The sequence below is a fragment of the Pseudomonas poae genome, assembly GCA_028869255.1.
GTDB classification, from domain to species: Bacteria; Pseudomonadota; Gammaproteobacteria; order Pseudomonadales; family Pseudomonadaceae; genus Aquipseudomonas; species Aquipseudomonas poae_C.
The window spans coordinates 277,826-302,124 of record CP110972.1; the positions used below are offsets into that span (position 1 = coordinate 277,826).

The 24,299-nt window shown below is 60.8% G+C and carries 21 protein-coding genes; 8 read left to right on the forward strand and 13 right to left on the reverse strand.

The window, feature by feature from the left end:
• Positions 1–16: 16 nt before the first annotated feature.
• The 4 genes from LRS56_01285 to LRS56_01300 form a co-directional block, all read right to left on the reverse strand.
• The gene (locus tag LRS56_01285; protein ID WDU63245.1) at positions 17–1,336 is read right to left on the reverse strand and encodes an MFS transporter; all 1,320 of its coding nucleotides are present in this window, start codon (positions 1,334–1,336) and stop codon (positions 17–19) included.
• 272 nt (positions 1,337–1,608) lie between these two features.
• The gene (locus tag LRS56_01290; protein ID WDU63246.1) at positions 1,609–2,934 is read right to left on the reverse strand and encodes a sigma-54 dependent transcriptional regulator; all 1,326 of its coding nucleotides are present in this window, start codon (positions 2,932–2,934) and stop codon (positions 1,609–1,611) included.
• Entirely contained in the window at positions 2,928–4,694 is a 1,767-nt protein-coding gene (locus LRS56_01295; GenBank protein ID WDU63247.1) for an ATP-binding protein, read from the reverse strand. Before LRS56_01295 ends, LRS56_01290 begins: the two co-directional genes overlap by 7 nt.
• A gap of 250 nt (positions 4,695–4,944) precedes the next feature.
• The gene (locus LRS56_01300; protein WDU63248.1) at positions 4,945–6,468 is read right to left on the reverse strand and encodes a fumarate hydratase; all 1,524 of its coding nucleotides are present in this window, start codon (positions 6,466–6,468) and stop codon (positions 4,945–4,947) included.
• A gap of 335 nt (positions 6,469–6,803) precedes the next feature.
• Between LRS56_01300 and LRS56_01305 the strand changes: the two genes are divergently transcribed.
• On the forward strand, positions 6,804–7,736 hold the full coding sequence (locus tag LRS56_01305; protein WDU63249.1) for an iron-sulfur-binding ferredoxin reductase: 933 nt from the start codon (positions 6,804–6,806) through the stop codon (positions 7,734–7,736).
• 30 nt (positions 7,737–7,766) lie between these two features.
• On the forward strand, positions 7,767–8,516 hold the full coding sequence (locus LRS56_01310; protein ID WDU63250.1) for an enoyl-CoA hydratase-related protein: 750 nt from the start codon (positions 7,767–7,769) through the stop codon (positions 8,514–8,516).
• Here LRS56_01310 and LRS56_01315 read toward each other — a convergent pair whose 3' ends face one another.
• Positions 8,517–9,401: a LysR family transcriptional regulator gene (locus LRS56_01315; GenBank protein WDU63251.1), complete on the reverse strand. Its 885-nt coding sequence runs from the start codon at positions 9,399–9,401 to the stop codon at positions 8,517–8,519.
• A gap of 111 nt (positions 9,402–9,512) precedes the next feature.
• On the opposite strand from LRS56_01315, the gene LRS56_01320 reads away from it, so the two are divergent.
• Both LRS56_01320 and LRS56_01325 read left to right on the forward strand, forming a co-directional pair.
• Positions 9,513–10,631: an NADH:flavin oxidoreductase gene (locus LRS56_01320; protein ID WDU63252.1), complete on the forward strand. Its 1,119-nt coding sequence runs from the start codon at positions 9,513–9,515 to the stop codon at positions 10,629–10,631.
• Positions 10,628–11,599 (forward strand): MBL fold metallo-hydrolase, encoded by a 972-nt coding sequence (locus tag LRS56_01325; GenBank protein WDU63253.1) that lies wholly within the window; start codon positions 10,628–10,630, stop codon positions 11,597–11,599. Before LRS56_01320 ends, LRS56_01325 begins: the two co-directional genes overlap by 4 nt.
• A gap of 67 nt (positions 11,600–11,666) precedes the next feature.
• Here the strand turns inward: LRS56_01325 and pyk are convergent, their stop codons facing one another.
• Positions 11,667–13,118: a pyruvate kinase gene (gene pyk, locus LRS56_01330; protein WDU63254.1), complete on the reverse strand. Its 1,452-nt coding sequence runs from the start codon at positions 13,116–13,118 to the stop codon at positions 11,667–11,669.
• Between the two features lie 163 nt (positions 13,119–13,281).
• Between pyk and LRS56_01335 the strand changes: the two genes are divergently transcribed.
• Positions 13,282–13,656 carry a tetratricopeptide repeat protein gene (locus tag LRS56_01335; protein ID WDU63255.1) on the forward strand — a complete coding sequence of 125 codons (375 nt, stop codon included), beginning with the start codon at positions 13,282–13,284 and terminating at the stop codon, positions 13,654–13,656.
• 225 nt (positions 13,657–13,881) lie between these two features.
• Positions 13,882–14,241 (forward strand): PilZ domain-containing protein, encoded by a 360-nt coding sequence (locus tag LRS56_01340; protein ID WDU63256.1) that lies wholly within the window; start codon positions 13,882–13,884, stop codon positions 14,239–14,241.
• A gap of 59 nt (positions 14,242–14,300) precedes the next feature.
• Here the strand turns inward: LRS56_01340 and LRS56_01345 are convergent, their stop codons facing one another.
• The 6 genes from LRS56_01345 to LRS56_01370 are packed head-to-tail and all read right to left on the reverse strand — an operon-like array spanning position 14,301 to position 20,983.
• Positions 14,301–15,632: a DUF58 domain-containing protein gene (locus LRS56_01345; protein ID WDU63257.1), complete on the reverse strand. Its 1,332-nt coding sequence runs from the start codon at positions 15,630–15,632 to the stop codon at positions 14,301–14,303.
• 7 nt (positions 15,633–15,639) lie between these two features.
• Positions 15,640–16,635 carry a MoxR family ATPase gene (locus LRS56_01350; protein ID WDU63258.1) on the reverse strand — a complete coding sequence of 332 codons (996 nt, stop codon included), beginning with the start codon at positions 16,633–16,635 and terminating at the stop codon, positions 15,640–15,642.
• A complete protein-coding gene (locus LRS56_01355) occupies positions 16,632–17,801 on the reverse strand; it encodes a DUF4350 domain-containing protein (GenBank protein ID WDU63259.1) in 1,170 nt (389 codons plus the stop codon). The genes LRS56_01350 and LRS56_01355 overlap by 4 nt, the downstream gene beginning before the upstream one ends.
• Positions 17,798–19,327: a DUF4129 domain-containing protein gene (locus tag LRS56_01360; GenBank protein WDU63260.1), complete on the reverse strand. Its 1,530-nt coding sequence runs from the start codon at positions 19,325–19,327 to the stop codon at positions 17,798–17,800. The genes LRS56_01355 and LRS56_01360 overlap by 4 nt, the downstream gene beginning before the upstream one ends.
• Positions 19,314–20,294, reverse strand: a complete 981-nt coding sequence (locus tag LRS56_01365) for a stage II sporulation protein M (protein WDU63261.1) — start codon at positions 20,292–20,294, stop codon at positions 19,314–19,316. Before LRS56_01365 ends, LRS56_01360 begins: the two co-directional genes overlap by 14 nt.
• The gene (locus LRS56_01370) at positions 20,291–20,983 is read right to left on the reverse strand and encodes an RDD family protein (GenBank protein WDU63262.1); all 693 of its coding nucleotides are present in this window, start codon (positions 20,981–20,983) and stop codon (positions 20,291–20,293) included. The genes LRS56_01365 and LRS56_01370 overlap by 4 nt, the downstream gene beginning before the upstream one ends.
• Positions 20,984–21,150: 167 nt before the next feature.
• Between LRS56_01370 and sbcB the strand changes: the two genes are divergently transcribed.
• The gene (gene sbcB, locus LRS56_01375) at positions 21,151–22,578 is read left to right on the forward strand and encodes an exodeoxyribonuclease I (GenBank protein ID WDU63263.1); all 1,428 of its coding nucleotides are present in this window, start codon (positions 21,151–21,153) and stop codon (positions 22,576–22,578) included.
• A gap of 90 nt (positions 22,579–22,668) precedes the next feature.
• Here sbcB and LRS56_01380 read toward each other — a convergent pair whose 3' ends face one another.
• On the reverse strand, positions 22,669–23,043 hold the full coding sequence (locus LRS56_01380; GenBank protein ID WDU63264.1) for a DNA binding protein: 375 nt from the start codon (positions 23,041–23,043) through the stop codon (positions 22,669–22,671).
• A gap of 349 nt (positions 23,044–23,392) precedes the next feature.
• On the opposite strand from LRS56_01380, the gene purU reads away from it, so the two are divergent.
• Positions 23,393–24,241, forward strand: coding sequence for a formyltetrahydrofolate deformylase (purU, locus tag LRS56_01385; GenBank protein WDU63265.1), 849 nt, complete (start codon positions 23,393–23,395; stop codon positions 24,239–24,241).
• Positions 24,242–24,299: the final 58 nt, after the last annotated feature.

Genomic DNA, 24,299 nt, shown 5'->3' on the forward strand with positions numbered 1-24,299 from the left:
CCAGCCCCCACAGTTTTTAATCCGTAGTAATCCGCGAGTGCTTGCGGGTGTCCTTCATGGTCACGTACACCACCAGCGACACCGCAATACAGGCGGTGACGTACCAGTAATAGCCGGTTTCCATGCCGATGCTCTTGAACCACAGCGCGATGTATTCGGCGGTGCCGCCGAAGATCGACACGGTCAGTGCATACGGCAGGCCCACGCCCAGCGCACGGATTTCAGTCGGGAACAGCTCGGCTTTCACCACCGCGTTGATCGAGGTGTAGCCGCTGACGATGATCAGCGCTGCCATGATCAGGAAGAACGCGCCCCACCAGCTTTGGATGGTGTGCAGGGTGGTAAGGATCGGCACGGTGAACAGAGTGCCGAGGATCCCGAAGGCGATCAGGATCGGTCGACGCCCGACTTTATCCGACAGCCCGCCGACGATGGGCTGCAGGCACATGAACAGAAACAGCGTTGCCGCCGAAATGGTGGTGGAGTCGGAGATGCTCATGCCGACGGTGTTCACCAGGTATTTCTGCATGTAGGTGGTGTAGGTGTAGAAAGCCAGGGTGCCGCCCATGGTCAGGCCGACCACGGTCATCAGTTCCTTGGGGTGGCGCATCAAGGTGCGCATCGCGCTTTCCTTGGCCTTTTCCTTCTTGGTGAACGACTCGGTTTCTTCCATGCCGCGACGCAGGTACAGCGCGACCACTGCGCACAGCGCGCCGATCGCGAACGGGATTCGCCAGCCCCAGGCATACAGCTGCTCGGTGGTCAGCAATTGTTGCAGCACGATCAGCACAGCCAGGGCGATGAGCTGGCCGGAGATCAGGGTCACGTACTGGAAGCTGGAGTAGAAACCCCGACGTTCCTTGGTCGCCATCTCGCTGAGGTAAGTGGCGGAGGTGCCGTATTCGCCGCCGACCGACAGGCCCTGCAGCAAACGCGCAAATACCAGCAGGATCGGTGCACCGATACCGATGATTTCATAGCCCGGGCTCAGGGCGATCAGCAACGAGCCGAAGCACATCAGGTAGACGGAGGCCATCAGGGCTTTTTTGCGCCCGACTTTGTCTGCGTAAAGGCCCATCAGCCAGCCGCCGATCGGGCGCATCAGGAAGCCCACGGCGAAGATCGCGGCGGTGTTGAGCAGTTGGGCAGTGGTGTCGCCTTTGGGGAAGAAGGCTTTTGCGAAGTACAGCGAGAAGGCGGCGTAGACGTACCAGTCGTACCACTCGACCATGTTGCCGACGGAGCCACTGAAAATCGATTTTATACGGTTGGAAGTGGTGCGCTCTTTCGCCGGCGCAGCCGCCGACCCCAGAGGCAGGGCGTTGGAGTTATCCATTGAAGGATCCTTCATCTAGTTGTTTTTATGGAGCGGCGCGAGCGCAGCCTGGCTGGGGCTATAGCAGGAGCTGTGCCAGGTAGGTGAGGGCCCGGTTTAGAAGGGTTGCGAGGTTTTTTTGAGCGGAAAGTCGCTGATGATTTGTGGTGGATGAGCGGAAATCCGCTTATGGCTGCCGGCCTCTTCGCGGGCAGGCCCGCTCCCACATGTTTGAGCTGTAAATACCTTCCAATGTGGGAGCGGGCTTGCCCGCGATGGCGCCCGAAAGGTCACTAGAGAAACATCTCCCGCACCAACCCATGCCGCTGCATCTTCTCATTGAAGGTGCGCCGAGGCAGTTGCAGCTCAGCCAGCACCGCCTTGATATCGCCCTTGTGCCGGGTCAGCGCGGCTTTCAGGCAGTGGGCCTCGAAGGCTTCCTGCTGCGCCGCCAGGGATTGCCCAGGCTCGATACCTTCCGGCTCCGGTTCGCCCAGGCCCAGCACCTGGCGTTCGGCGACGTTGGCCAGTTCACGCACATTGCCCGGCCAGTCATGGCTGAGCAGTCGCCCCAGTTGCGCGCCGCTCAGCGGCTCGACGCTGCGGCCCAGGCGCTCGGCGGCGCTTTGCGCGAAATGATCGAGCAGCAGCGGGATATCTTCGCGGCGTTCGCGCAGCGGCGGCAGGCGCAATTGCGCGACGTTCAGCCGATACGCCAGGTCTTCGCGAAAACGCCCGGCGCGGGCTTCCTCCAGCAGGTCCGGCTTGGTGGCGGCGATAATGCGCAGATCCACATGAATACTTTGGTTGGAACCCAGTCGCTCGAGTTTTTGCTCCTGTAACACCCGCAGCAGTTTCACTTGCTGGGCCAGCGGCATGCTTTCGATTTCATCAAGGAACAGCGTGCCGCCGTGGGCGTATTCCAGCTTGCCGATGCGTTTGCCCTGGGCGCCGGTGAACGCGCCGCTTTCGTGACCGAACAGCTCGGCTTCAAACAGCTGCTCGGGAATGGCTGCGCAATTGAGCGCTACAAACGGCTTCTTGGCCCGTGGGCCGAAATCATGCAGGCAACGGGCGACCAGCTCTTTGCCGCTGCCGGTTTCGCCACGGATCAGCACGTTGACCGGCAAGCTCGCCAGGTCCAACACCTGGCGTCGCAAATTCTGCAAGCCACGCGACACGCCCAACAGGCTGGATTCCAGTTGCGCTCGATGATCAGCCTGTTGATGCAGGCGGCGGTTCTCGAGGATCAGCCCGCGTTTGTCCAAGGCGCGACGCAGGCTGTTCAGCAAGGCGTCGGGGCTGAAGGGTTTTTCCAGAAAGTCGTAGGCGCCGTCGCGCATGGCTTCGACGGCCATCGGCACATCGCCATGGCCGGTCAGCAGGATCACCGGCAGGTCGGCGTCGCGCCGTTGCACTTCGGCCAGCAGCTCCAGGCCGCTGAGCCCGGGCATGCGCACGTCGCTCAGGATCACTCCTGCAAAGTCCTTGGGCAGCTTCGCCAGGCATTCTTCAGCGCGGCTGAACAACTGCACGTCAAAGCCGCAAAGGCTTAACCATTGCTCGACGGCCGTGCGAATGCTGGCTTCGTCATCGACCACAATCACCGCGTTCAACATAGGTCGGGCGTCTCCAGCTCGATGGGCAACGTCAGGGTAAATACTGCGCCGTCGTTGTGGTTGGCGGCGCTCAGGCGCCCGCCCAGTTCATGCACGATGGCGTAGGACACCGCCAGGCCGAGGCCGAGCCCGTCACCCACCGGCTTGGTGGTGAAGAACGGGTCGAACACGCTGTTCAGGTGCTCGTCGGCAATTCCGCCGCCGCTGTCGCTGACGGTCAGTTGCCACAGCTGCTGGTCGGCATGCAAGCGGATTGCCAGGCGTTTGCGCGGCTTGTCGGCCATGGCGTCGAGGGCGTTGCGCAGCAGGTTGATCAGCACTTGTTCGAGGCGGATCGCATCGCCGCGCACCCACGCGGGCCGGGTCAGGTCGAGCACCACGCCGATGGCTTCATCGCGCAGGCGTGCATCGAGCAGGTGCAGCGATTGGTCGACCACCGTGGCCAGGTCCAGGCGTTCGCGCAGTCCGCTGGGGCTTTTGCGCGCATAGGTCTTGAGGTGGCCGGTGAGGGCGGCCATGCGCGTGAGCATGTCGTCCAGCGGGGTCAGCGCCTGGTAGGCGTCGTCCACCCGGCCGTGGTCCAGCAGCAGGCGCAGGGTCGCCAGCTGCATGCGCTGGGCAGTCAGCGGCTGGTTGATTTCATGGGCGAGGGCGGCGGACATTTGCCCCAGCGCCGCCAGCTTGGCGGATTGCACCAAACCGTCCTGAGCGGTACGCAGCGCCTGGGTGCGTTCCTCCACAAGCTGCTCAAGTTCTTCGCGGCTGCGCTGGCGCAAACGGGCCAGGCGCCAGCGTTGGCTCAGGAACAGCACCAGGAACACCAGTGCCAGCCAGGAGCCGGCGGCGGCCAGGCCGGCGTTGCGTTGGTCTTCAAAGGCGAACTGCGGTTTGCGCAACAGGTGCAGGGTCCAGCCCTCGGCTTTGAGCGGCAGGGATTCCCAGATGTAATTGGCATTGCCGTCGGGGCCATTGACGCGCATCAGGTGGCTGTTTTCGTCGAAGCGTTGCAGGGTGCTGGTTTGCAGCGGCTGCAGGTGTTTCTTGTCGTATTGGCGGGTGGCCTTGAGTTCGGCAAGGTCACTGGCCGACAGCGGCCGCAGGTTGCGATAACGCCAGCCCGGCTGATTGGCGATAAACACGATGCCCCGCGCATCGCTGACCAGCAGCAGGTCATTGCCCTGGGCCCATTCGCGTTCAAGTTCAGGGAATTCCAGCTTCACCACCATGGCGCCGAGGAACTGTTCATGTTCATCGACGACCGCGCTGGAGAGGAAGTACCCCGGAATCCCGGTGGTCACCCCCACTGCATAAAATCGCCCTGTGCCCTGGCTCAGGGTCTGGCTGAAATACGGGCGAAACGCGTAGTTATGCCCGACATAACTGCTCGGCAGGTTCCATTTACTGGCGGCCACGGCCAGGCCGGTGCGGTCCATCAGTTCCAGGGTGGAGGATTGTGCGGCACCGTTGATGCGTTCCAGTTTGCGGTTGAGCAGGTCCTGGGTCTTGGTGTCCAGCGGACCCTTCAAGGCGCTGATCATTTCCGAGTCCAGCGCCAGCACGGCGGGCAGGGCGCGGTAGCGTTCGATCAGGGTGTGCAGCGAGTTGGCGTACAGCGCGAGCTGCTGATTGGCGCGAGCGGCATCGTCCACCAGCGCCTGGCGCTCGGCATGGCGCGTGGCCAAGGCGGCGGCCAGCACGGCACCGGCAATGATCAGCAGGGAATAGAAGGTCAGGCGCAGAGGGCGAGGGATCACGATCATACGGTGATGAACAGGCGCGGTGAGGGGAGTGCACCATAGCATGCACGCTGTCAGTGGTGTGGCGAGCGGGCTTTAGTGGGAGCTGGCTTGCCTGCGATGGCATCACCTCGGTGTCACTGAAAAACCGAGGTGCCTGCATCGCAGGCAAGCCAGCTCCCACAGGGTCGAGTTCGTCGTGATAACCGCTTCAGCCATAAAAAAGGCGACTGGGCCATGGGCCGCAGTCGCCTTTTTCCTTGCGGGAGGGTGCTTACTGCACTTCTACCGCCAGGCTTTCACTGATCTTTTTCTGCCAGATCGCAGGACCGGTGATGTGCACGGACTCGCCCTTGCTGTCCACCGCAACGGTGACCGGCATGTCTTTCACGTCGAACTCGTAGATCGCTTCCATGCCCAGTTCGGCGAAAGCGACTACACGCGACTTCTTGATGGCTTGCGCCACCAGGTAAGCGGCGCCGCCCACGGCCATCAGGTACACGGCCTTGTGGTCCTTGATCGCTTCGATGGCGGTCGGGCCGCGCTCGGATTTGCCGATCATGCCCAGCAGGCCGGTTTGCTCGAGGATCTGACGGGTGAACTTGTCCATCCGCGTGGCGGTGGTCGGGCCAGCCGGGCCAACCACTTCTTCGCGCACCGGATCAACCGGGCCAACGTAGTAGATAAAGCGACCCTTGAGGTCCACCGGCAGGGTTTCGCCCTTGTTCAGCATCTCGACCATGCGCTTGTGCGCCGCGTCGCGACCGGTGAGCATCTTGCCGTTGAGCAACACGGTTTCGCCCGGCTTCCAGCTCTGCACTTCTTCCGGGGTCAGGGTGTCGAGGTTGACGCGACGGGCCGACGGGCCGGCTTCCCAGACGATTTCCGGGTAGGCGTCCAGCGGTGGTGCTTCCAGCGACGCCGGGCCCGAACCGTCGAGCACGAAGTGCGCGTGACGGGTGGCGGCGCAGTTGGGGATCATGCACACCGGCAGGGAGGCGGCGTGGGTCGGGTAGTCCATGATCTTCACGTCGAGCACGGTGGTCAGGCCACCCAGGCCCTGGGCGCCGATGCCCAGTTGGTTGACCTTCTCGAACAGCTCCAGGCGCATCTCTTCGATACGGTTGGATGGGCCGCGTTTTTTCAGCTCGTGGATGTCGATGGATTCCATCAACACTTCCTTGGCCATCACCGCCGCTTTCTCGGCGGTGCCGCCGATGCCGATGCCGAGCATGCCCGGCGGGCACCAGCCGGCGCCCATGGTCGGAACGGTCTTGAGCACCCAGTCGACGATCGAGTCGGACGGGTTGAGCATGGCCATTTTCGACTTGTTCTCGGAGCCGCCGCCCTTGGCCGCCACGTCCACTTCCACGGTGTTACCCGGGACGATGGAGTAGTGGATGACCGCAGGCGTGTTGTCCTTGGTGTTTTTACGCGCGCCGGCCGGGTCGGCCAGGATGGATGCACGCAGGACGTTTTCCGGCAGGTTGTAGGCGCGACGCACGCCCTCATTGATCATGTCGTCCAGGCCCATGGTGGCGCCATCCCAACGCACGTCCATGCCCACGCGCACGAACACGGTGACGATACCGGTGTCCTGGCAGATCGGGCGATGGCCGGTGGCGCACATGCGCGAGTTGATCAGGATCTGGGCGATGGAGTCACGGGCTGCCGGCGATTCTTCGCGCAGGTAGGCTTCGTGCATGGCCTGGATGAAGTCAACGGGGTGGTAGTAGGAAATGAATTGCAGGGCGTCGGCAACGCTCTGAATCAGGTCGTCTTGCTTGATCACGGTCATGAGTCGCGCTCCTCTATAAGGGAACATTCAATAAAGGTGAGCCCAGTGTTGCATCGGTCGGCTGAGCTCACCTTTCCAAGGCACGCCAAAGTGGTGCAGGCGCGACGCTAAAAAGGCGCGGCAGTATAACCCGGCGCGGTGGCCGATACACCCGACTATGGTCAAACTCTGATGAGTCTGAACACGGGTTCAATGTGGGAGCGGGCTTGCTCGCGAAGGCGGAGTATCAGCCACCTTCTAGGTCGACAGGCACACCGCTTTCGCGAGCAAGCCCGCTCCCACAATCAAGCCGCTCGCGGTATCGTTAGCGATCTTCACTCTGTTTGAGCCTTTATATGCCTGAACTGCACGTCGGCGAACGCCACTGGTCGGTAGCCACCGGCAGCAACCTGCTGGATGCCTTGAACCAGGCGGGTGTGGCCGTGCCTTACAGTTGCCGGGCGGGCAGTTGCCATGCCTGCCTGGTGCGTTGCCGGGGTGAGGTCCAGGACAAGCAACCCGATGCCCTGAGCCCGGCGCAGCGCCAGGATGGCTGGCGCCTGGCGTGTCAGTGCCAGGTCAGCGGGGATTTGCAGGTCGAAACGTTTGACCCGCTGCGTGACGGTTTGCCGGCCAAGGTGGTGGGCGCCGACTGGTTGACTGTGAATGTGCTGCGCCTGCGCCTGCAACCGGAGCGCGGCCTGCGTTATCGCGCCGGCCAGCACCTGGTGGTGTGGGCGGGGCAGGTGGCGCGGCCGTATTCCCTGGCCAGCCTGCCCCAGGAGGATGCTTTCCTGGAGTTTCATCTCGATTGCCGTCAGCCGGGGCAATTCAGTGATATTGCCCGCCGGTTACAGGTAGGCGACCCTCTGCGACTGGGCGAATTGCGTGGCGGCGCACTGCAATATGATCCCGACTGGCAAGCCCGCCCGCTATGGCTGCTGGCCTCCGGCACCGGCTTGGGGCCTCTGTGGGGCGTGTTGCGTGAGGCGTTGCGCCAGGATCACCAGGGCGCCATCCGCGTGATTCACCTGGCCCATGATGCTGACGCGCATTACTTGGCCGAGCCCCTGGCGGCGCTGGCGGCGCAGCATCCGAACCTGACGGTGGAGTTGTGGACGGCGGCTGAGTTGACCCAGGCATTGGCGCAACTGCGGCTTGTTTCGCGGCAAACTCTGGCCTTACTCTGCGGGCACCCTGCCAGCGTCGAGGCGTTTTCCAAGCGCCTGTTTCTGGCGGGGCTGCCGCGCAATCAACTGCTGGCCGACGTGTTCCTGCCCCGTGGTTGAGCGCTGAACCCCATCGCCGCGAGACCCGCCATGACCGACGCCATCCAACAGCTGCGTGAGCGTGGGGTGCTGACCCTGCAGCTCAATCGCCCCGACAAGAAAAACGCCCTGACCCGCGCCATGTACACACAGCTGGCCGAGGCACTGGAGCAAGCCGACGCCGATCACTCGGTGAATGCCGTGCTGATCCAGGGCAGCCGTGATTGTTTTACCGCCGGCAATGACATCGGTGACTTTCTTGAGCAGCCCCCCACCGACCTCGACAGCCCACCGTTCCACTTTATGAAAAGCCTGCTTAACTGCCGAAAACCGGTGATCGCCGCCGTGGCGGGCGCGGCGGTGGGGATCGGCACGACGCTGCTGTTGCATTGCGACCTGGTGTATATCAGCCGCGATGCACGGTTGCGCATGCCATTCGTCAACTTGGGGCTGTGTCCGGAGTTTGGTTCGAGCCTGATCCTGCCGCGGCTGTTGGGGCATGCGAAAGCGGCTGAACTGTTGCTGTTGGGTGAGGGTTTTACCGGCGAGCAGGCCGTGGCGTGGGGGGTTGCCACCGAGGCGTTGGGCAGCGGTGAAGCGGCGCTGGCCAAGGCGCGGGAAGTCGCCGAACGTTTTGAACGCCTGGCGCCGGGGGCGGTGCAGGTCACCAAGCAATTGATGAAAAGTGTCGATCGCGAGCAATTGCGCAAAGTGATTGAAGAAGAGGGCGCTTTGTTTACTCAGCGTCTCAAGTCGCCGGAGGCGATTGCGGCGCTGTCGGGGTTTATCAATCGGCAATGATCAAATCGGCAGTTCTGCCAGGTCGGCCTCAAGCGCCTCAAGGAACACCTTGACCCGCGCCGGCACGTAACGCCGGCTTGGCATGATGGCCCATACCGCCAGCTCTTCAAGGGACGCATCCTGCAGATGGACTTGCACCAGTGAACCGTCCTTGAGTTGCCGGCACACATCCACGCACGTCAGCAGCGCCAGGCCCAGCCCCTGGAGGGCTGCGGCCCTTACCGAATCGACGCTGGAGGTCTGAAAGCGCCCACGCACGCGCTTGGGCTGCAGTTTTTGATCAATCACCAGCGGCCAGCGCGGCGCGCTGTCCAGAATGATGCAGTCGTGGGCGTCGAGGTCGCTGGCGACGGTTGGCAGGCCGCGTCGCTTTAGATACTCGGGCGAGGCGCAGATCACTCGCGGGTTGACCGTGATTTTTCGGGCGATGAGTTCCGAATCGGGCAACGGGCCGATGCGCAGCGCGACATCCATGCCTTGAGCAACAATATCGGCCATCTGCTCGCTGATATTGACCTCGACCTTCAGGTCCGGGTAATCCGCCAGCAGGCGCGGCAGCAACGCCAGGACGATGGACTGGCCGAAGATACTCGGGGTGCTCACCCGCAATACGCCGGATACCCGGCTTGAGGTTTGGCCCAGTTCACGCCGGGCGTTTTCCTCCGCCTCGCTCATGGCGAAGGCATGGGGCAGCAGCGCTTCGCCCTCGGCGGTAAGTGACACCGAGCGAGTCGAACGGTGGAACAAGCGCACCCCCAACTCTTCTTCCAGCGCCACTACTCGGCGCGACACCTGCATCGGCGTCACGTCGAGCTGGCGTGCAGCGCCTGAAAGGCTGCCCGTTGAGGTGACGGCTAGAAACAGCCTCAGGTCTGAAGTCTGCATGATTATATCGGTATCCGTTATAGCGCCTTCACCGGGCGTGTGCTTGAGCAGTCATGGAGCGTGCGTTAGCTTTCGCGGCCACTGGAAACGTTGCGTGTGGAGTGCGTAAGCATGACTGATTTGAGTCAAAAAGTTTTATCCAAATATGTTATTAAAAAAGCATCGCTGCCGAACCGCCTTGCCGTAGCGCCCATGACCCGTGTGAGTGCTACGGCCGATGGGCTGCTCACACAGGCCATGCACGACTATTACCTGCGCTTTGCCAAGGGCGGTTTTGGGCTGATTATCAGCGAAGGCCTGTACACCGACCGGGCGTTTTCGCAGGGTTACCTGTATCAGCCGGGCCTGGTGACTGACGCGCAGGCATGCTCGTGGATAGCGACCAACCAGGCACTTCAACAACAGGGCGCGACGGTGTTCGCGCAACTCATGCATGCCGGGGCGCTGAGCCAGGGCAACCGGTTCTGTGAGCTCAGTGCCGGGCCTTCGGCGGTTCAGCCGATGGGTGAGCAAATGCCTTTTTACTTCGGTGCCGGTCGCTACCAGGAGCCTGTCGAACTCAGCGAAGCGCAAATCGCTGAAGTGATTCAGGGGTTTGTCGACTCGGCGGCGCGTGCCGTGCACATCGGCGGCTTTGATGGTGTTGAAATCCATGGCGCCCACGGCTATCTGCTCGATCAATTCCTGACCACTTACACCAACCAACGCGAGGATCGCTGGGGCGGCGACATCCACGCGCGTATGGCGTTGCTGGTGGATATCGTCAAAGCGATCAAAGCCGAACTGGGCAATGAGGTGCCGGTGGGTATTCGCATTTCGCAAAGCAAGGTGAATGACTTCGACTACAAGTGGCCAGGTGGCGAGGCGGATGCGCAGGTGATTTTCTCGTCCCTCGCGCAGGCCGGTGCGGACTTCATCCATGTCAGCGAGTATCGAGCCTGGCAGCCAGCGTTTGTCGAAGGGCAGGCGACCCTGGTCGCGCTGGCGCGGCGTTACGCACCGAAACTCACGATTATTGCCAATGGCAGCCTGATCGATATCGGTCGAGCCAATGACGCGTTGCACGACGGTGCCGACCTTATCGCCCAGGGCGAAGGCGCTCTGAGTAACCCAGACTTGCCACAGCTCTACGCTGCAGGGCGTGAGCCCAGGCCGTTCGATGGCTCAATACTGGGCCCGATCGCGAATATCAAGGACAGTGAACTGGCGTTCAGTGGGGTGCATTCTTGAGCCTGCTCAAGTGCCGGCTGGCACTGGCCGGCCTGTTGCTCGTCATTGCCGGAGCGTCACAGGCGGGGCCTGTGTTTGAGGCCGGTTCGTTGCCTGCCAAATGGTTCAGCGCGGGGCCCGAGTGCGCGACGTTTCGCGATGATTTCCAGGTCCATTCCTACAACGCCAACCTTTACATACTGCGCCAGTCGGGCTGCGTGAGCAGTGATAAGCCATTTCTGTACCTGATATTCGGTCAGGAACGGGCAATCCTTTTTGATACCGGAGCGGCTGACGATACGGCCCCGGCGAGTGGTCGTGTGCCGAATGTGGTGGGGGCAGTCGACCAGGTGATCAACCAATGGCTGGCGCGTAATAAGCGCCAATCCATTCCATTGGTCGTGACGCACCTGCACGGTCATGCGGATCATGTCGCGGGGGACGCCCAGTTTGCCAACCGGCCGGGTACAACCTTCCTCAAGCCGGATGATGTTGGGGCGCTCAAGGGCTTTTTTGGCATTACCCGCTGGCCTGGACAAAGCGTCGCCTATGATCTTGGCGGGCGCATTCTCGATATTGTGCCTGTACCGGGGCACGACCCGACGAGTATTGCCGTATACGACCGCCAAACCGCCGTGCTGTTGACCGGAGATTTTGTATATCCCGGACGGATCTACGTGAACGACCCCGACCCGCAGGTCATGCAGGACAGCATGCAGCGGCTAGTCGACTTCACCGACAGCCGCCCCGTGACGCATGTGTTGGGCTCGCACATTGAACAGCGGGCGCCCTATGTCGAAAACCCCATCGGCCTGCACTATGCGCCGCAGGAAGTCCCTCTGCAGCTGGGGCGTGCGCATTTGCTGGAGGTACTTGAAGCTGCGCGGTTGCGCGACGGCGGCCGGATTGTGCAGAAGGCTTATCGGGACTTCACGCTCTGTGGCAAGTATCCGTCCTGTACACCGGTTAATGTGAGCGCGGGTCAATAGGCTTACGCCAGAAACCAAAAAGCCCCGTCATCTGAATGACGGGGCTTTTTGTTGTTCAGCGTTTCACTTAGACCATTGGGTCGCCAACGTGCAGGATCTTCATGCCGTTGGTGCCACCGATGGTGTGGTAGCTGTCGCCCTTGGTCAGGATGACCCAGTCGCCTTTCTCTACAACGCCACGTTTGATCAACTCGTCGATGGCAGCCTGGCTGACTTCGTGCGGCGGCAACGAAGCCGGATCGAACGGTACGGTGTACACGCCACGGAACATGGCCGCACGGGCCTGGGTTTCGCGGTGTGGGGAGAACGCGTAGATCGGCACCGAGGAACGGATGCGCGACATGATCAACGGTGTGTAGCCACTTTCGGTCAAGGCGATGATCGCCTTCACGCCCGGGAAGTGGTTGGCGGTGTACATGGCGGCCAGGGCGATGCTCTGGTCGCAGCTTTCGAACACCTTGCCAATGCGGTGGCTGGAGGTCTTGCTGGTCGGGTGCTTTTCGGCGCCGACACAGATACGCGCCATGGCTTGAACCGCTTCCAGCGGGTACGGGCCGGCAGCACTTTCCGCCGAGAGCATCACGGCGTCGGTGTAGTCGAGCACGGCGTTGGCCACGTCGGACACTTCGGCGCGGGTCGGCATCGGGTTCTGGATCATCGACTCCATCATCTGGGTCGCCACGATCACCGCTTTGTTGTGGCGGCGTGCGTGCAGGATGATCTTCTTCTGGATACCGATCAGCTCGGCGTCGCCGATTTCCACGCCCAGGTCACCACGGGCAACCATCACGGCGTCGGAAGCCTTGATCAGGCCGTCGAGGGTTTCGTCATCGGCCACGGCTTCGGCGCGCTCGATCTTCGCCACCAGCCAGGCGGTGCCGCCAGCTTCGTCGCGCAGTTTGCGGGCGTATTCCATATCGGCTGCGTCGCGCGGGAAGGACACGGCGAGGTAGTCCACTTCCATTTCAGCGGCGAGCTTGATGTCGGCCTTGTCTTTTTCAGTCAGGGCCGGCGCCGTCAGGCCACCGCCGCGACGGTTAATGCCTTTATGGTCGGACAGCGGGCCGCCGATGATCACGGTGCAATGCAGTTCGGTCGGGGTCGCGGTGTCGACGCGCATCACCACACGACCATCGTCCAGCAGCAGTTCGTCACCGACGCCGCAATCCTTGACCAGGTCCGGGTAATCGATACCCACGACTTGCTGGTTGCCTTCGGTCAGCGGGTGGCTGGTGGAGAAGGTGAAGGTGTCACCGATCTTCAGCTCGATACGCTTGTTGGCGAATTTTGCGATACGAATTTTCGGGCCTTGCAGGTCACCCAGCAGTGCTACGAAGCGGCCATGCTTGGCGGCCAGGTCACGCACCAGCTTGGCGCGAGCCTTGTGCTCGTCCGGGGTGCCGTGGGAGAAGTTCAGACGGGCAACGTCCAAACCAGCCAGAATCAGCTGTTCGAGGACTTCCGGCGAGTTGCTGGCCGGGCCAAGGGTGGCGACGATTTTGGTACGACGGACGGACATGCACAGACTCCTGAGTTCAAGCGCTGAGGAAGGCTACTATGCTCTTTCGTTGTAGTCATTGTTCGTTTGCACTACTTATCGATGATTGGCTTGTTTTCGCGCCGAACGACCTTGAAGATTTTTGACGAGGGGTCGATACACTGCACAAGACAGGAGAACCCTCATGCGAATTTTGCTCATTGCTGCCCTGGCCGTCAGTGTTGTCGGCTGCACCCGCTGGTCGATGGACCATCATTTGAACAACGCGTACCGCGCCTATGGGGTTGGTGATTGCCAGCGTGTCACCCTGGAGTTGTCGCAGGTAGACCGCGAAAGCCGTACCCGGCGTTATGTGCAGCCGGAAGTCTCGATGTTGCGCGGGCAGTGTCTGGAGCGGCAGAAACTTTTCGTGGATGCGGTGCAGACCTATCAATTCATCATCAATCAGTACCCGTCGAGTGAGTACGCTTATCGTGCGCGTGCGCGGCTCGACACCCTGCAACAGCTGGGGCATTACCCCGGTGCAAGTGCCGCTCAGCCGCGTCCTGCCTCCTTATAATGATATTCGTCATTTCCTAACTGGCCCGTTGCCAGTCTTGGGCTATTCTTTGAATGTTCATTTGTACAAGTTTAAATTCGAATGAATGCGAGGCCCGGACTTGGTAGCTGTTTAGTGACAGAACATTGGCTGTTGTCACACCGAGATCCAGGGAGAGCGGGCGGAGTTTGCTCGTTCCGAATCACTGGCACGGCCGATTCATGGCCATTGGATGGCGATCTCAACATGTTTACCGACCGACGGATCGAGCGGCATCAACTACCTTACTTCCTTCAAGTATTTAACCGCCTCACAGACAAGCCCATCGGTTTTTTGGGGAATGCCTCGGAAGATGGGCTGATGTTGATCAGCCAATTGCCCATGATGGTCGACGTGGACTTCGAGTTGCGCTTGAAGATTCCAATTGCTGACGACACGTTCCATGAAATCGACATCACGGCGACCTGCCTCTGGAGCCATGAAGATATCAACCCGCAGCATTACGATTCCGGGTTCCGCGTGCTCCAGGCGCCCGAGGAATTTGGGCAGTTGATCAACGTTTTATTGCATTACTTCAGTTTTGATCCCTTGCAGGCTTCGGCCTAGACACAGCGTGCTATCGACACGACCAGGGCATTGTTGCCCCTGCCGTGGTCATGCGCTTTTCAGAAGACGCCGGCTTTCTTCCAGCCCAGGTAGCGTGTTACCAACGCTGCACCCAGCTCTGATGGCACGGTGTCCAGCACTGACAAGCCGTGTGCGCTCAAACGGTCGTGCAGTTCGTCCCGAGTATTGAGGTAATCGACTGTACCGCTGTAGGCCAGTGCTTCCGGCAAGGTTTGTACCGGGGATTGGCGCAATTGATCGAGTACTTCCTCGCGCAAACTGGCCACCAGTACCCTGTGTTGGCGACTGATACGCTTGACGGCGCTCAGCAGGGCTTCATCGTCTTCATCTCGCAGGTTAGTGACCACAATCACCAGTGCCCGACGTTTTTGCCGGGCTAACAGCTGGCTTGCCGCCGCCTGGTAGTCGGCCGTTCGTTGGGTGCTGTCGAGGTCGTATACCGCGTTGAGCAACAGGTTCAACTGGCTGCCGCCTTTGACCGGTGCCAGGTAGCGTGGCTGGTCACCGGCAAAGGTACAAAGCCCCACCGCATCGCCCTGGCGCAACGCGACATAGCTGAGTAGCAGGCAAGCATTGAGGGCGTGGTCAAAATGCGACAACTCGTCATCCTGGCTACGCATGCGCCGGCCGCAATCCAGCATGAACACGATTTGTTGGTCGCGCTCATCCTGGTATTCCCGGGCGATGGGGGTGCGTTGCCGTGCGGTCGCCTTCCAGTCGATTTGCCTCAGGCTGTCACCCTCGCGAAATTCGCGCAGTTGATGAAACTCCAGGCCCAACCCCCGACGTTGGCGCTGACGCACCCCCAACTGGCTCAGCCAGTTATCCACACCCAGCAGTTGCGCACCGTATAGCCGGGCGAAATCCGGATATACGCGGGTCACATCGCTGACCTCAACAAAGCGCCGTGCCGACCACAGGCCCAAGGGGCTGGGCAGGTGGATTTCACAGCGGGTGAAACTGAAGTGCCCACGCCGCAGCGGGCGAAGGCGATACCCCAGCTCACTGCGCTCACCGGGGCGCAGCACTACGGATTGAGGCAGGTTCTCTACTGTCAGCCCGTCGGGGACATGATCAAACACCTGGACTGTCAGCGGCTGTGGATAGTCATGTTCCAGGGCCAGGCGAACTTCACCCCAGCGTCCCAGCGCCAGGCTGCCAGGCATCTGCCGTTGCACGCGTGGGGACGGTCGACGGTGCTGGCGCAGCGCGTCCAGCACGGTGAGCAGCAACAATGCCAGCAGCAACCCCCATGTCACGGAGTGCAAGGTATCGGGTACCTTGAACTGCAACGCTGCCGCAGCGCCCAGCAGAATACTCAAGCCCAGCAGTACGCCCAGCCAGGTCAACAGCAGACGGGTCGGTTTCATGGGCGCTTCATTGCCGTGGGGCCGGAATCTGGTCCAGCAGTTGCTTGAGCACCTGGTCGACCTCCAGCCCGTCGATGTCCAGCTCCGGCGCAATACGTACCCGATGGCGCAGTACCGCCAGGGCGCAGCCCTTGATGTCGTCCGGGGTGACGAACTCGCCGCCACGCAACAGTGCCCGGGCGCGTGCGCCACGTACCAGTGCAATGGAGGCCCGTGGGCCGGCGCCGATGGCCAGCCCCGGCCAGCTGCGGGTGGCTCGCGCCAGGCGCACGGCATAGTCGAGTACGTGTTCATCCAGAGCCAGTTCGCTGGCGATCTGCTGCAACTGCAATACGTCTTCAGCCAGCAGAATCCTCTGCAGCGGGTGCACATCCAGCATGTCTGCCCGGGACGAGCGCGTCACTTCGCGCACCATGTCCAGCTCCTGCTGCGCGTCCGGATAGTCCATGCGTACTTTCAGCATGAAGCGGTCCAGCTCGGCTTCCGGCAGCGGGTAGGTGCCTTCCTGCTCGATGGGGTTCTGGGTTGCCAGCACCATGAACGGCTGGCCGATGGGCAATGCCTCGCCTTCAAGGGTCACTTGCCGCTCCTGCATGGCTTCGAGCAGCGCAGCCTGGGTTTTGGCCGGGGCACGGTTGATTTCGTCGGCGAGCAACAGGTGGGTGAACACCGGCCCTTTTCGCAGCTTGAATTGTTCGGTGTGCAGGTCGTACACGGCATGCCCGGTGACATCGCTGGGCATCAGGTCGGGAGTGAACTGAATGCGTGCGAAATCACCGTCGAAACAGCGCGCCAGGGCACGTACCAGCAAGGTTTTGCCCAGCCCCGGTACACCTTCGAGCAATACATGGCCGCCAGCGATCAGGGCGGTCAGTACATCGTCGATCACCTGGTCCTGGCCAATCACGGCCTTGCGCAGTTCGGTGCGCAGGGCCTGGGCCTGGCGGCTGGCGCGCTGCAGAGCTTCGCTGGTCAGGGCGGTGGCGTTTGGAATTTCGCTCATAGGGCATTCCTGAGGGTTTGCAGGCACGCCACCTGACGGCTGAAATCGGCGCTGGAAAGCCGTTTTGCCGCAAGTGGGCCGAGGGCCTGGCTGATGACGTGAGAGGGTTGATGCGTCAGGTGTTCCAGCACCCGCCACTGTTCTGCGTTGTCGAGGTGTTCAAAGCCCGGGTGGCGGTGCCGAGCGACGCGCAGGATGTCGCGCTGCAAAGCCAGCAGCAGCGAGCCCTGGCCACTGCGGCGCAGCAGGAAATCAGCGCTGGCTTTGAGGTGCTCCTGCAACTGTCGGCGCGCCTTGGCTGCGGGCGCCTGGACCGGGCCCTGGCGCATGCCGGCGTGCCAGAGCCCCAGCCCGATCAAGGCGATGAGTGCCACCAGAGCCTGCGGAAAATACCGCAGCAGCAGGGTGAACAGGTCGTCGAAGTCACTGTTGAACAGCAAGGTCACGCCAGTACCCTGGGTCAGGTACCACAGCAGCCAGGCATTGTCGTGTTGGCCGATGTCCGGGGCTGTCCACAGGTCACTGTCGGTGATCACCGTGACACGGCCTTCGCCGAGGTCGAGTTGCATCAGGTGGCTCGACCTTGCGCTGTTGGCCGAAAATTGCGCCAGGTGCTTGGGGTCGGTGAGATTGAAGTCGGTGTCGAAGCTGAAATAGGCCGGGGCGGTTTCATTGTCGACATACAGCTTGGTCAGGTCCGGTGCTTTCTTTTTAAGAGGTTTTTTAACGACGGGCTCGGGGTCTTCAGGTTCGTCACTCAAGGTCTGGTGGATATGCAGGCGATCGAGCAACAGGTCGCCACTTTTGCCGGTCTCTTCATCCCACAGCGCTTCGGCCACCAGCAATAGATGGCCGCCTGCCTTGGCCCAGCCCAATAGTTGCTCCACCTGGCGTGGTGACATGTTGCTGCGTTCGCCCAGTATCAGCAGGCTGTTGCCCTTGGCGGTCAGGGTCGTCAGCCGTTCCAGGCTATTGGCATGTTCCACGGCCAGGCCTTGTTGGCGCAGAAAGTGTTCGGCCGCCAGGTAAGGGTTGGCCAAGGCCTCAGGCGCGGGGCCACGATCCACCACCACGTCGTAGGGAATGGCTTTGCTCCAGGCGTAATAACCAGCGGCGCCAAGCAGGCACGTCACCAGTAGCCCTACCCACAACAATGGCCGGTTCATCGGGAGCCTTCCGAACTGAACAGGCTGCGCCAATCACTGCACAGTTTTTGTTGGGTCGAAGAGGGCGGAAGGCGATGACCATAGGCAAGGTTTTGCCAATGCCGGGTCAACTCATCGCTGAAGGCCAGCAACTGCGGTTGCTGCAACTGATGAACACGTTGCAGAACTTCTCCTTCGGTATCGGCGCTTTTCAGCGGCAGGTTGAAGTCATGCAGTAACCGGCTGAGCAGGCCGCGATACAGAAGACCGAGGGCCTCCCTTGGCTGGGTGGCCCATAGTTGCTCGGCGGTGCTGGCGATATCCTCAGGCAATGTCTCGGCGCCCAGTTCCAGGCCGAACAATTGCGTGGGCAGTGGTTTGAGGGTTTTGGGTTGGCGCGACTCGCGCCTACGCACAAAGGTGCGCAACCAGTCGCGATAGCGCCACACCAGCAGGGTCAGGCCACCCACCAAAAGGCTCCATAACAGTACTTCCAGACCTAGGGCGATGTGCTTGAAGGTATCGCTGTTGAGGTTGTCCAGCAGCGCCTGCAGCCAAGCCGGGAGTTTTCCATCACGCTGTGTGTCGTTTTTAACCGCGGGCTTGTCTTCGCCAAAGCGATAGCGTGTGACGGTTTCCGGGTTTTTGAACGGGGGCTTGTCCAGCAGGGACTTGATGGATCGGCTCGCATCTTGAGTGCTCAGTGGCTTGGGCGGCGTGGACACGTCGGCCATGACGGGTGTGCTCAACGGCAGCAGCATAAGCCCGACCACCAGCAACATCAGGGGAGCCACACTGCTCAGGCGCTGACGAAGGCGACGGAACACCAGCTCCAGGTCCCATGCCTCCAGTACGGTGCGGCGGTTTAGGTAAAGGCTGAAACCGCAGGCGACATAGATCGGTTCCCAAAACACCAGGATCAAGGCGTAGAAGGCGTTGCCCAGGTGCTCAAGCCACAGCCCTTGCGAGCTGGTCGACAGTGCCAGGCGTTGCCAGTCCCAATCCATTTCGAGTTGCTGGGGAATAAGCAGGTAGAACAGCGCCATGCAGCCGAACCACAGGCCGATCTCCAGGTGCACGCCGATGGTGGTCAGCCAGCGCGCAGCACCTGCGTTACGTTGCTGCAGCACTCCCAGGCGTTTTTGACGTGCCTGGCCATCGAGGCCTTCAAGTTGGCTGACCGGCAGGGCAAAACTGCGGCTCAGGCTGAGCCGCCGCCAGGTCAGGCTGGCCAGCAATTGCCCCTTCAGCAGGCGCGGCCACTGGCGTACGGCTTGCTTGAGGCTGGGCGTTTCGCCAAACAAAGCCTTGGACAGGATATACAGCGGCAGGCGGTCGAAGGCCGGCTTGAGCCACCAGAACAGGAACATGGCGGTGGACGGATATTTCCACAGCAGCACGGTGAGCAAGGCGAAAACCGGCAGGGTTACCAGTGCCCAGCTACTCATCAACAGCACGCGATGTTCCCGAGCCATTAATACGCCAAGGTCCATGGCTTCCCAGGAGCTACGCGGGCGGATTACCACGCTGGCATCACTCAGGCGCATGGCGGCTCCTTCCGGCGAAGATCAGGTAAGCGGCCACTAACAGCCAGAGCGCGGTGCCTACCAGGTATTTGACCCATGGGGCTATTCCGGTGGTGGAGGACCAGTAAGCCTCGATAAACGCCGCGATCAGCAGGAACACCATCACCCCACACAGCATCTGCACGCTTTTATGGGCGGCCAGCCGTAAGGACTCGCCACGGGTCAAGTGCCCGGGAGCAATCAGTGCCCAACCCAGTTGCAACCCTGCCGCACCGGCGAGGGCGATCGCACTCAGTTCGAACGCACCATGACCGATCACGAACGACCAGAAGGTCTGCCCATAGCCGATTTCGGTCAGGTGCCCGGAGACTGCGCCGATGATCAGACCGTTGAAAATCAGGAAGAACACACTGCCCAGGCCGAACAGCAATCCAGCGGCAAACGTTTGGAATGCGATGCCGATGTTGTGCATCACGTAGTAGCCGAACATCATCCAGTCTTCGCTGGATGCACGTTCGGCTGCGCGGCCCAGGCGACTGGCTTCGGGGTCGTACATGGCCTGCATCTCGGCCACCTGCTGGGGGCTTACGATGCTGTAGATCAGGTCTGGAAACAGGTAGACCAGCAGGGCAATACCCACCAGGCTGCCGAAGAACAGCAGACTGGCGATCAGCACGAAACGCCATTGTTCGCGCACCAGCCGAGGAAAATCGGCCAGTACGAAGCTCAGCACGTTGGCCGCCAATTGGCTGCGATGACGATATAACTGTTGGTGGCCACGCAGGGCCAGTTGCTGTAACGGGTCCACCAGGTAGCTGCTGTAACCCCGCTCCTGAGCCAAGGCCAGATGCTGGCACAGTCGCCGGTACTGATGAGGGAAGTCGGCTATTTCGCCGGCCTTGGCCTTGCCCTGTTCCAACTGCTTCAGTTGTTCGGCAAAGGCTTGCCATTGTGGTTGGTGGCGGCTTTCGAACAGGCTCTGCTTCATGTCGGCCCCAGCAGGCCACGGGCCACGCCATTGAGCTGCTCCACGGCGCGGGCCGGGGATACCTGTAGAGGTGTGGCGAGGATCGACGCCAATTCGTGAACGCGGTCTGCGGACAGTTCGCCCTGACGTTCGGCAAACCCAAGGATGGCCCGCTGTTCGCTCAGCTCCAGGGCGAAGGGCAAGCGTAGCGCCGGCGCTTGAGGCACGTTGGGGCGTGCAAGGGCGTGTTCGCGGTAGATCACCAGTGTGCCGGCGGCCAGGTCGCCCAGGCGCTTGAAGTGAGGATGTTGCAGGCAACTGATCGCGCCGAGAAAGTAGCCGAAGGGCAGCATGTCGACAAACCGCAGCAGGTTGCGGATCAGGGAGGCAGACCAGCCGATCGGGGTGCCGTCGTCCTGTACTACACGCAGGCCCATGACCTGTTTGCCCGGTGAGCAGCCCTGGTTGAGCACCTCGAAGAGCACCATGTACCACCAGCTGATCAGAAACAGCAGCAGTGAGCCCAGGCCGATGCCTATATTGCCAAGCAAGGCCAATGGCACCAGCAGCACACCCATGACCACTCCACGCAGACCCAGGTCAAAGGCAAAAGCCAGCGCACGCGGCATCAGGCCGGCAGGGCGCAGCGGCAGGTCGATGCCCTCCGGGGTCTCGATCTGGTAGCAGGTATCCAATGGGGCTGTTGGCATCGCGATCCTTGGCAGTGCAAAGCGGCTGAGAGACACGGATGCTAGCAGTGTCGGCGATGGAAGCAACCACTCAAGGTTTTGCTGGATGTTTGTACAGTTGAATCGGCGCTGGCCTCGAATGCCGTTCAGCGCCTAGACTTCGTCGATCTTCAGTACAGGAATAGCCCGTGACCTCCATTTTCTGGTACGACTATGAAACCACCGGTATCAACCCGCGCAGCGATCGCCCGCTCCAGGTAGCCGGTATTCGTACGGACCTCGAACTCAACGAGATCGGCGCTCCGGTCAATCTCTATTGTCAGCCGAGCGACGACATCCTGCCCCATCCCGCCGCCTGCGCAATTACCGGCATTACACCAGGGATACTCGCGGAAAAAGGCTTGGCCGAGGCCGATTTCATGACCCGGGTACATGCCGAACTGGCCGCTCCGGGTACCTGTGGCGCCGGCTATAACACCTTGCGCTTTGACGATGAAATGACGCGCTACAGCCTGTATCGCAATTTTTTTGACCCTTACGCGCGGGAGTGGCAGGGCGGTAATAGCCGCTGGGATTTGATCGACGTGGTGCGCACCGCCTACGCGCTGCGCCCGGAAGGCATTGAGTGGCCGCAGCAGGATGGGCGCGTCACGCTCAAGCTGGAGCGCCTTACCGCCGCCAACGGTATCGACCATGGTCAGGCCCACGATGCGTTGTCCGACGTGCGCGCCACGATTGCCCTGGCGCGACTGGTTCGCGAAAAACAGCCCAAGCTGTACGACTGGCTGTTCCAGCTGCGCAGCAAACAACGAGTGATGGACCAGGTGCGCCTGTTGCAACCGATGGTGCATATTTCTGGACGTTTCTCTGCAGAGCGTCATTATCTGGGCGTTGTATTGCCGCTTGCCTGGCACCCGCGCAACCGCAATGCGCTGATCGTCTGCGACCTTGGGCTCGACCCTCAAGGGCTGCTGGAGCTTGGCGCGGATGCCTTGCGCCAACGCCTGTACACGCGCCGTGACGAGCTGGCTGAGGGCGAACTGCCGGTGCCGCTCAAGTTGGTGCATATCAACCGCTGCCCCGTGGTCGCCCCGTTGAATGTGCTGCGGGCTGAAGACCGTGAACGTTTGCACTTGGATATGAGCATTTATGAGGAGCGGGCGCTGCGGCTAACTGACGCACAGGAACTTTGGCGCGATAAGTTGGCGGCCATTTACGCGCAGGAAGAATTTGCTGCGAATGAGGACCCGGAACAACAGCTTTACGATGGTTTTATCGGTGACCGTGATCGGCGCTTATGCGAACAAGTCCGGGTGGCCGAACCGGCGCAATTAGCGCACCCGCAGTGGCCTTTTGATGATCAGCGTTTACCTGAATTATTGTTTCGCTACCGTGCACGTAACTTCCCGGGCACCTTGAACAACGAGGAGCAACAACGCTGGAGGCTTTTCTGTCAGCAACGTTTGTCAAACCCCGAGTGGGGCGCTCCAATTACCCTTGAGGTATTTAACCAGGCCCGGCATGAGTTGGCTGCAAGTGCGACACCCGCTCAGTGTGAGGTGCTGGCGCAGTGGCAGGAATATGCCGACTCTTTAGCGGCGCGGATGAATCTGTAGTCGGTTTTTTACAGAATATTCAGACAATAAAAAACGCCAGCAAGCTGGCGTTTTTAATGTGTCGCGTATCAGGCGTGGGCCCGGTTGTGCTTAGCCCAGCAGGGTAGCCCAGCCTTCAACCACGTCGCCGCCCCACTTGGCTTTCCACTCTTTCAGAGTTTTGTGGTTGCCACCTTTGGTTTCAATCACTTCGCCGTTGTGCGGGTTTTTGTATTGTTTGACCTTGCGAGCACGTTTGGTGCCGGTAGTTTTCACAGCGCCACGTGGTGCTTTAACTTTCGACTCTGGGTCCAGCAGCGCGATGATGTCACGCAGGGATTTGGAGTATTCACCCATCAGGGTGCGCAATTTGCCTTCGAATTCCAGCTCGGTTTGCAGTTTGTCGTCTTGGGACAGGTTCTTCAAACGGGCTTGCAGCTCTTTGATAGCTTCTTCGGTGGCACGGTATTCGTTGATCAGAGACATGTGGACTACCTTATGTAGAGCGCTGATTGACAGGGAGAGTGGCCCAATAATAGTCAGGCGCTTTCCCCAAGTAAACATTTAAGGCCGCATTTATGTGAATTACTTTGAATGTTTGTAGTCATCCTATGCAATCGAGTTAATTACTAGGTCGTAGGCTAAAGATAATCTCCCTCAACGGCGGCGAACAACCGGAGGCTGACGCAGTAGATTCATATAAAAGTGCTAAAACCTCAGGCTATTAAGGGGCATTGTAGGGGCCGGTGATCAGAATAAGCGTTAACGAATACTGCAGTTTTCCTGCGCAATCGCTAGAATGGCGGCCTTTGCGAAGTTCTGGAGTTTTCCCCTAATGCGCACTTTTCGGCTGGTGATTGCTTGCCCGGACCGGGTTGGCATCGTTGCCAAAGTCAGTAACTTTCTGGCCTCTCACAACGGTTGGATCACCGAGGCGAGCCATCACTCGGACAATCTCAGCGGTTGGTTCTTCATGCGTCACGAAATTCGTGCCGATACGCTGCCCTTTGGCCTGGAGGCTTTTCGCGAGGCATTTGCGCCGATCGCCGAAGAGTTTTCGATGACCTGGCACATCACCGACACCGAGCAGAAAAAACGCGTGGTGTTGATGGCCAGCCGCGAGTCCCATTGCCTGGCGGACCTGCTGCACCGCTGGCACAGCGATGAACTGGACTGCGAGATTGCCTGTGTCATCTCCAACCATGACGACCTGCGCAGCATGGTCGAATGGCATGGCATCCCTTACTACCACGTGCCGGTGAACCCGCAGGACAAGGAGCCGGCTTTCGCCGAGGTGTCCCGCCTGGTCAAACAGCACGAGGCCGACGTGGTGGTGCTGGCGCGCTACATGCAAATCCTGCCGCCGGAACTGTGCAGCGAATACGCCGGCAAGGTGATCAACATTCACCACAGTTTCCTGCCTTCGTTTGTCGGCGCCAAGCCGTATCACCAGGCGTCCTTGCGCGGCGTGAAGTTGATTGGAGCAACCTGCCACTACGTCACCGAGGAGCTGGACGCCGGCCCGATCATCGAGCAGGACGTGGTACGTGTCAGCCACAGCGACAGCATTGAAGACATGGTGCGTTTCGGCCGTGACGTCGAGAAGATGGTCCTGGCCCGTGGCCTGCGTTACCACCTGGAAGACCGCGTGCTGGTGCACGGCAACAAGACGGTCGTGTTCTGACAAGACGTCTTTTGATTGAAGAACAAGGGGCCTGGGCGTTAAATCGTCCCAGGCCCTT

Excerpts from the sequence above, each read along its gene's own strand:
- LRS56_01285 (WDU63245.1), bottom strand. The coding sequence starts at position 1,336 with ATGGATAACTCCAACGCCCTGCCTCTGGGGTCGGCGGCTGCGCCGGCG.
- LRS56_01290 (WDU63246.1), bottom strand. The coding sequence starts at position 2,934 with ATGTTGAACGCGGTGATTGTGGTCGATGACGAAGCCAGCATTCGCACG.
- LRS56_01295 (WDU63247.1), bottom strand. The coding sequence starts at position 4,694 with ATGATCGTGATCCCTCGCCCTCTGCGCCTGACCTTCTATTCCCTGCTG.
- LRS56_01300 (WDU63248.1), bottom strand. The coding sequence starts at position 6,468 with ATGACCGTGATCAAGCAAGACGACCTGATTCAGAGCGTTGCCGACGCC.
- LRS56_01305 (WDU63249.1), top strand. The coding sequence starts at position 6,804 with ATGCCTGAACTGCACGTCGGCGAACGCCACTGGTCGGTAGCCACCGGC.
- LRS56_01310 (WDU63250.1), top strand. The coding sequence starts at position 7,767 with ATGACCGACGCCATCCAACAGCTGCGTGAGCGTGGGGTGCTGACCCTG.
- LRS56_01315 (WDU63251.1), bottom strand. The coding sequence starts at position 9,401 with ATGCAGACTTCAGACCTGAGGCTGTTTCTAGCCGTCACCTCAACGGGC.
- LRS56_01320 (WDU63252.1), top strand. The coding sequence starts at position 9,513 with ATGACTGATTTGAGTCAAAAAGTTTTATCCAAATATGTTATTAAAAAA.
- pyk (WDU63254.1), bottom strand. The coding sequence starts at position 13,118 with ATGTCCGTCCGTCGTACCAAAATCGTCGCCACCCTTGGCCCGGCCAGC.
- LRS56_01335 (WDU63255.1), top strand. The coding sequence starts at position 13,282 with ATGCGAATTTTGCTCATTGCTGCCCTGGCCGTCAGTGTTGTCGGCTGC.
- LRS56_01340 (WDU63256.1), top strand. The coding sequence starts at position 13,882 with ATGTTTACCGACCGACGGATCGAGCGGCATCAACTACCTTACTTCCTT.
- LRS56_01345 (WDU63257.1), bottom strand. The coding sequence starts at position 15,632 with ATGAAACCGACCCGTCTGCTGTTGACCTGGCTGGGCGTACTGCTGGGC.
- LRS56_01350 (WDU63258.1), bottom strand. The coding sequence starts at position 16,635 with ATGAGCGAAATTCCAAACGCCACCGCCCTGACCAGCGAAGCTCTGCAG.
- LRS56_01355 (WDU63259.1), bottom strand. The coding sequence starts at position 17,801 with ATGAACCGGCCATTGTTGTGGGTAGGGCTACTGGTGACGTGCCTGCTT.
- LRS56_01360 (WDU63260.1), bottom strand. The coding sequence starts at position 19,327 with ATGCGCCTGAGTGATGCCAGCGTGGTAATCCGCCCGCGTAGCTCCTGG.
- LRS56_01365 (WDU63261.1), bottom strand. The coding sequence starts at position 20,294 with ATGAAGCAGAGCCTGTTCGAAAGCCGCCACCAACCACAATGGCAAGCC.
- LRS56_01370 (WDU63262.1), bottom strand. The coding sequence starts at position 20,983 with ATGCCAACAGCCCCATTGGATACCTGCTACCAGATCGAGACCCCGGAG.
- LRS56_01380 (WDU63264.1), bottom strand. The coding sequence starts at position 23,043 with ATGTCTCTGATCAACGAATACCGTGCCACCGAAGAAGCTATCAAAGAG.
- purU (WDU63265.1), top strand. The coding sequence starts at position 23,393 with ATGCGCACTTTTCGGCTGGTGATTGCTTGCCCGGACCGGGTTGGCATC.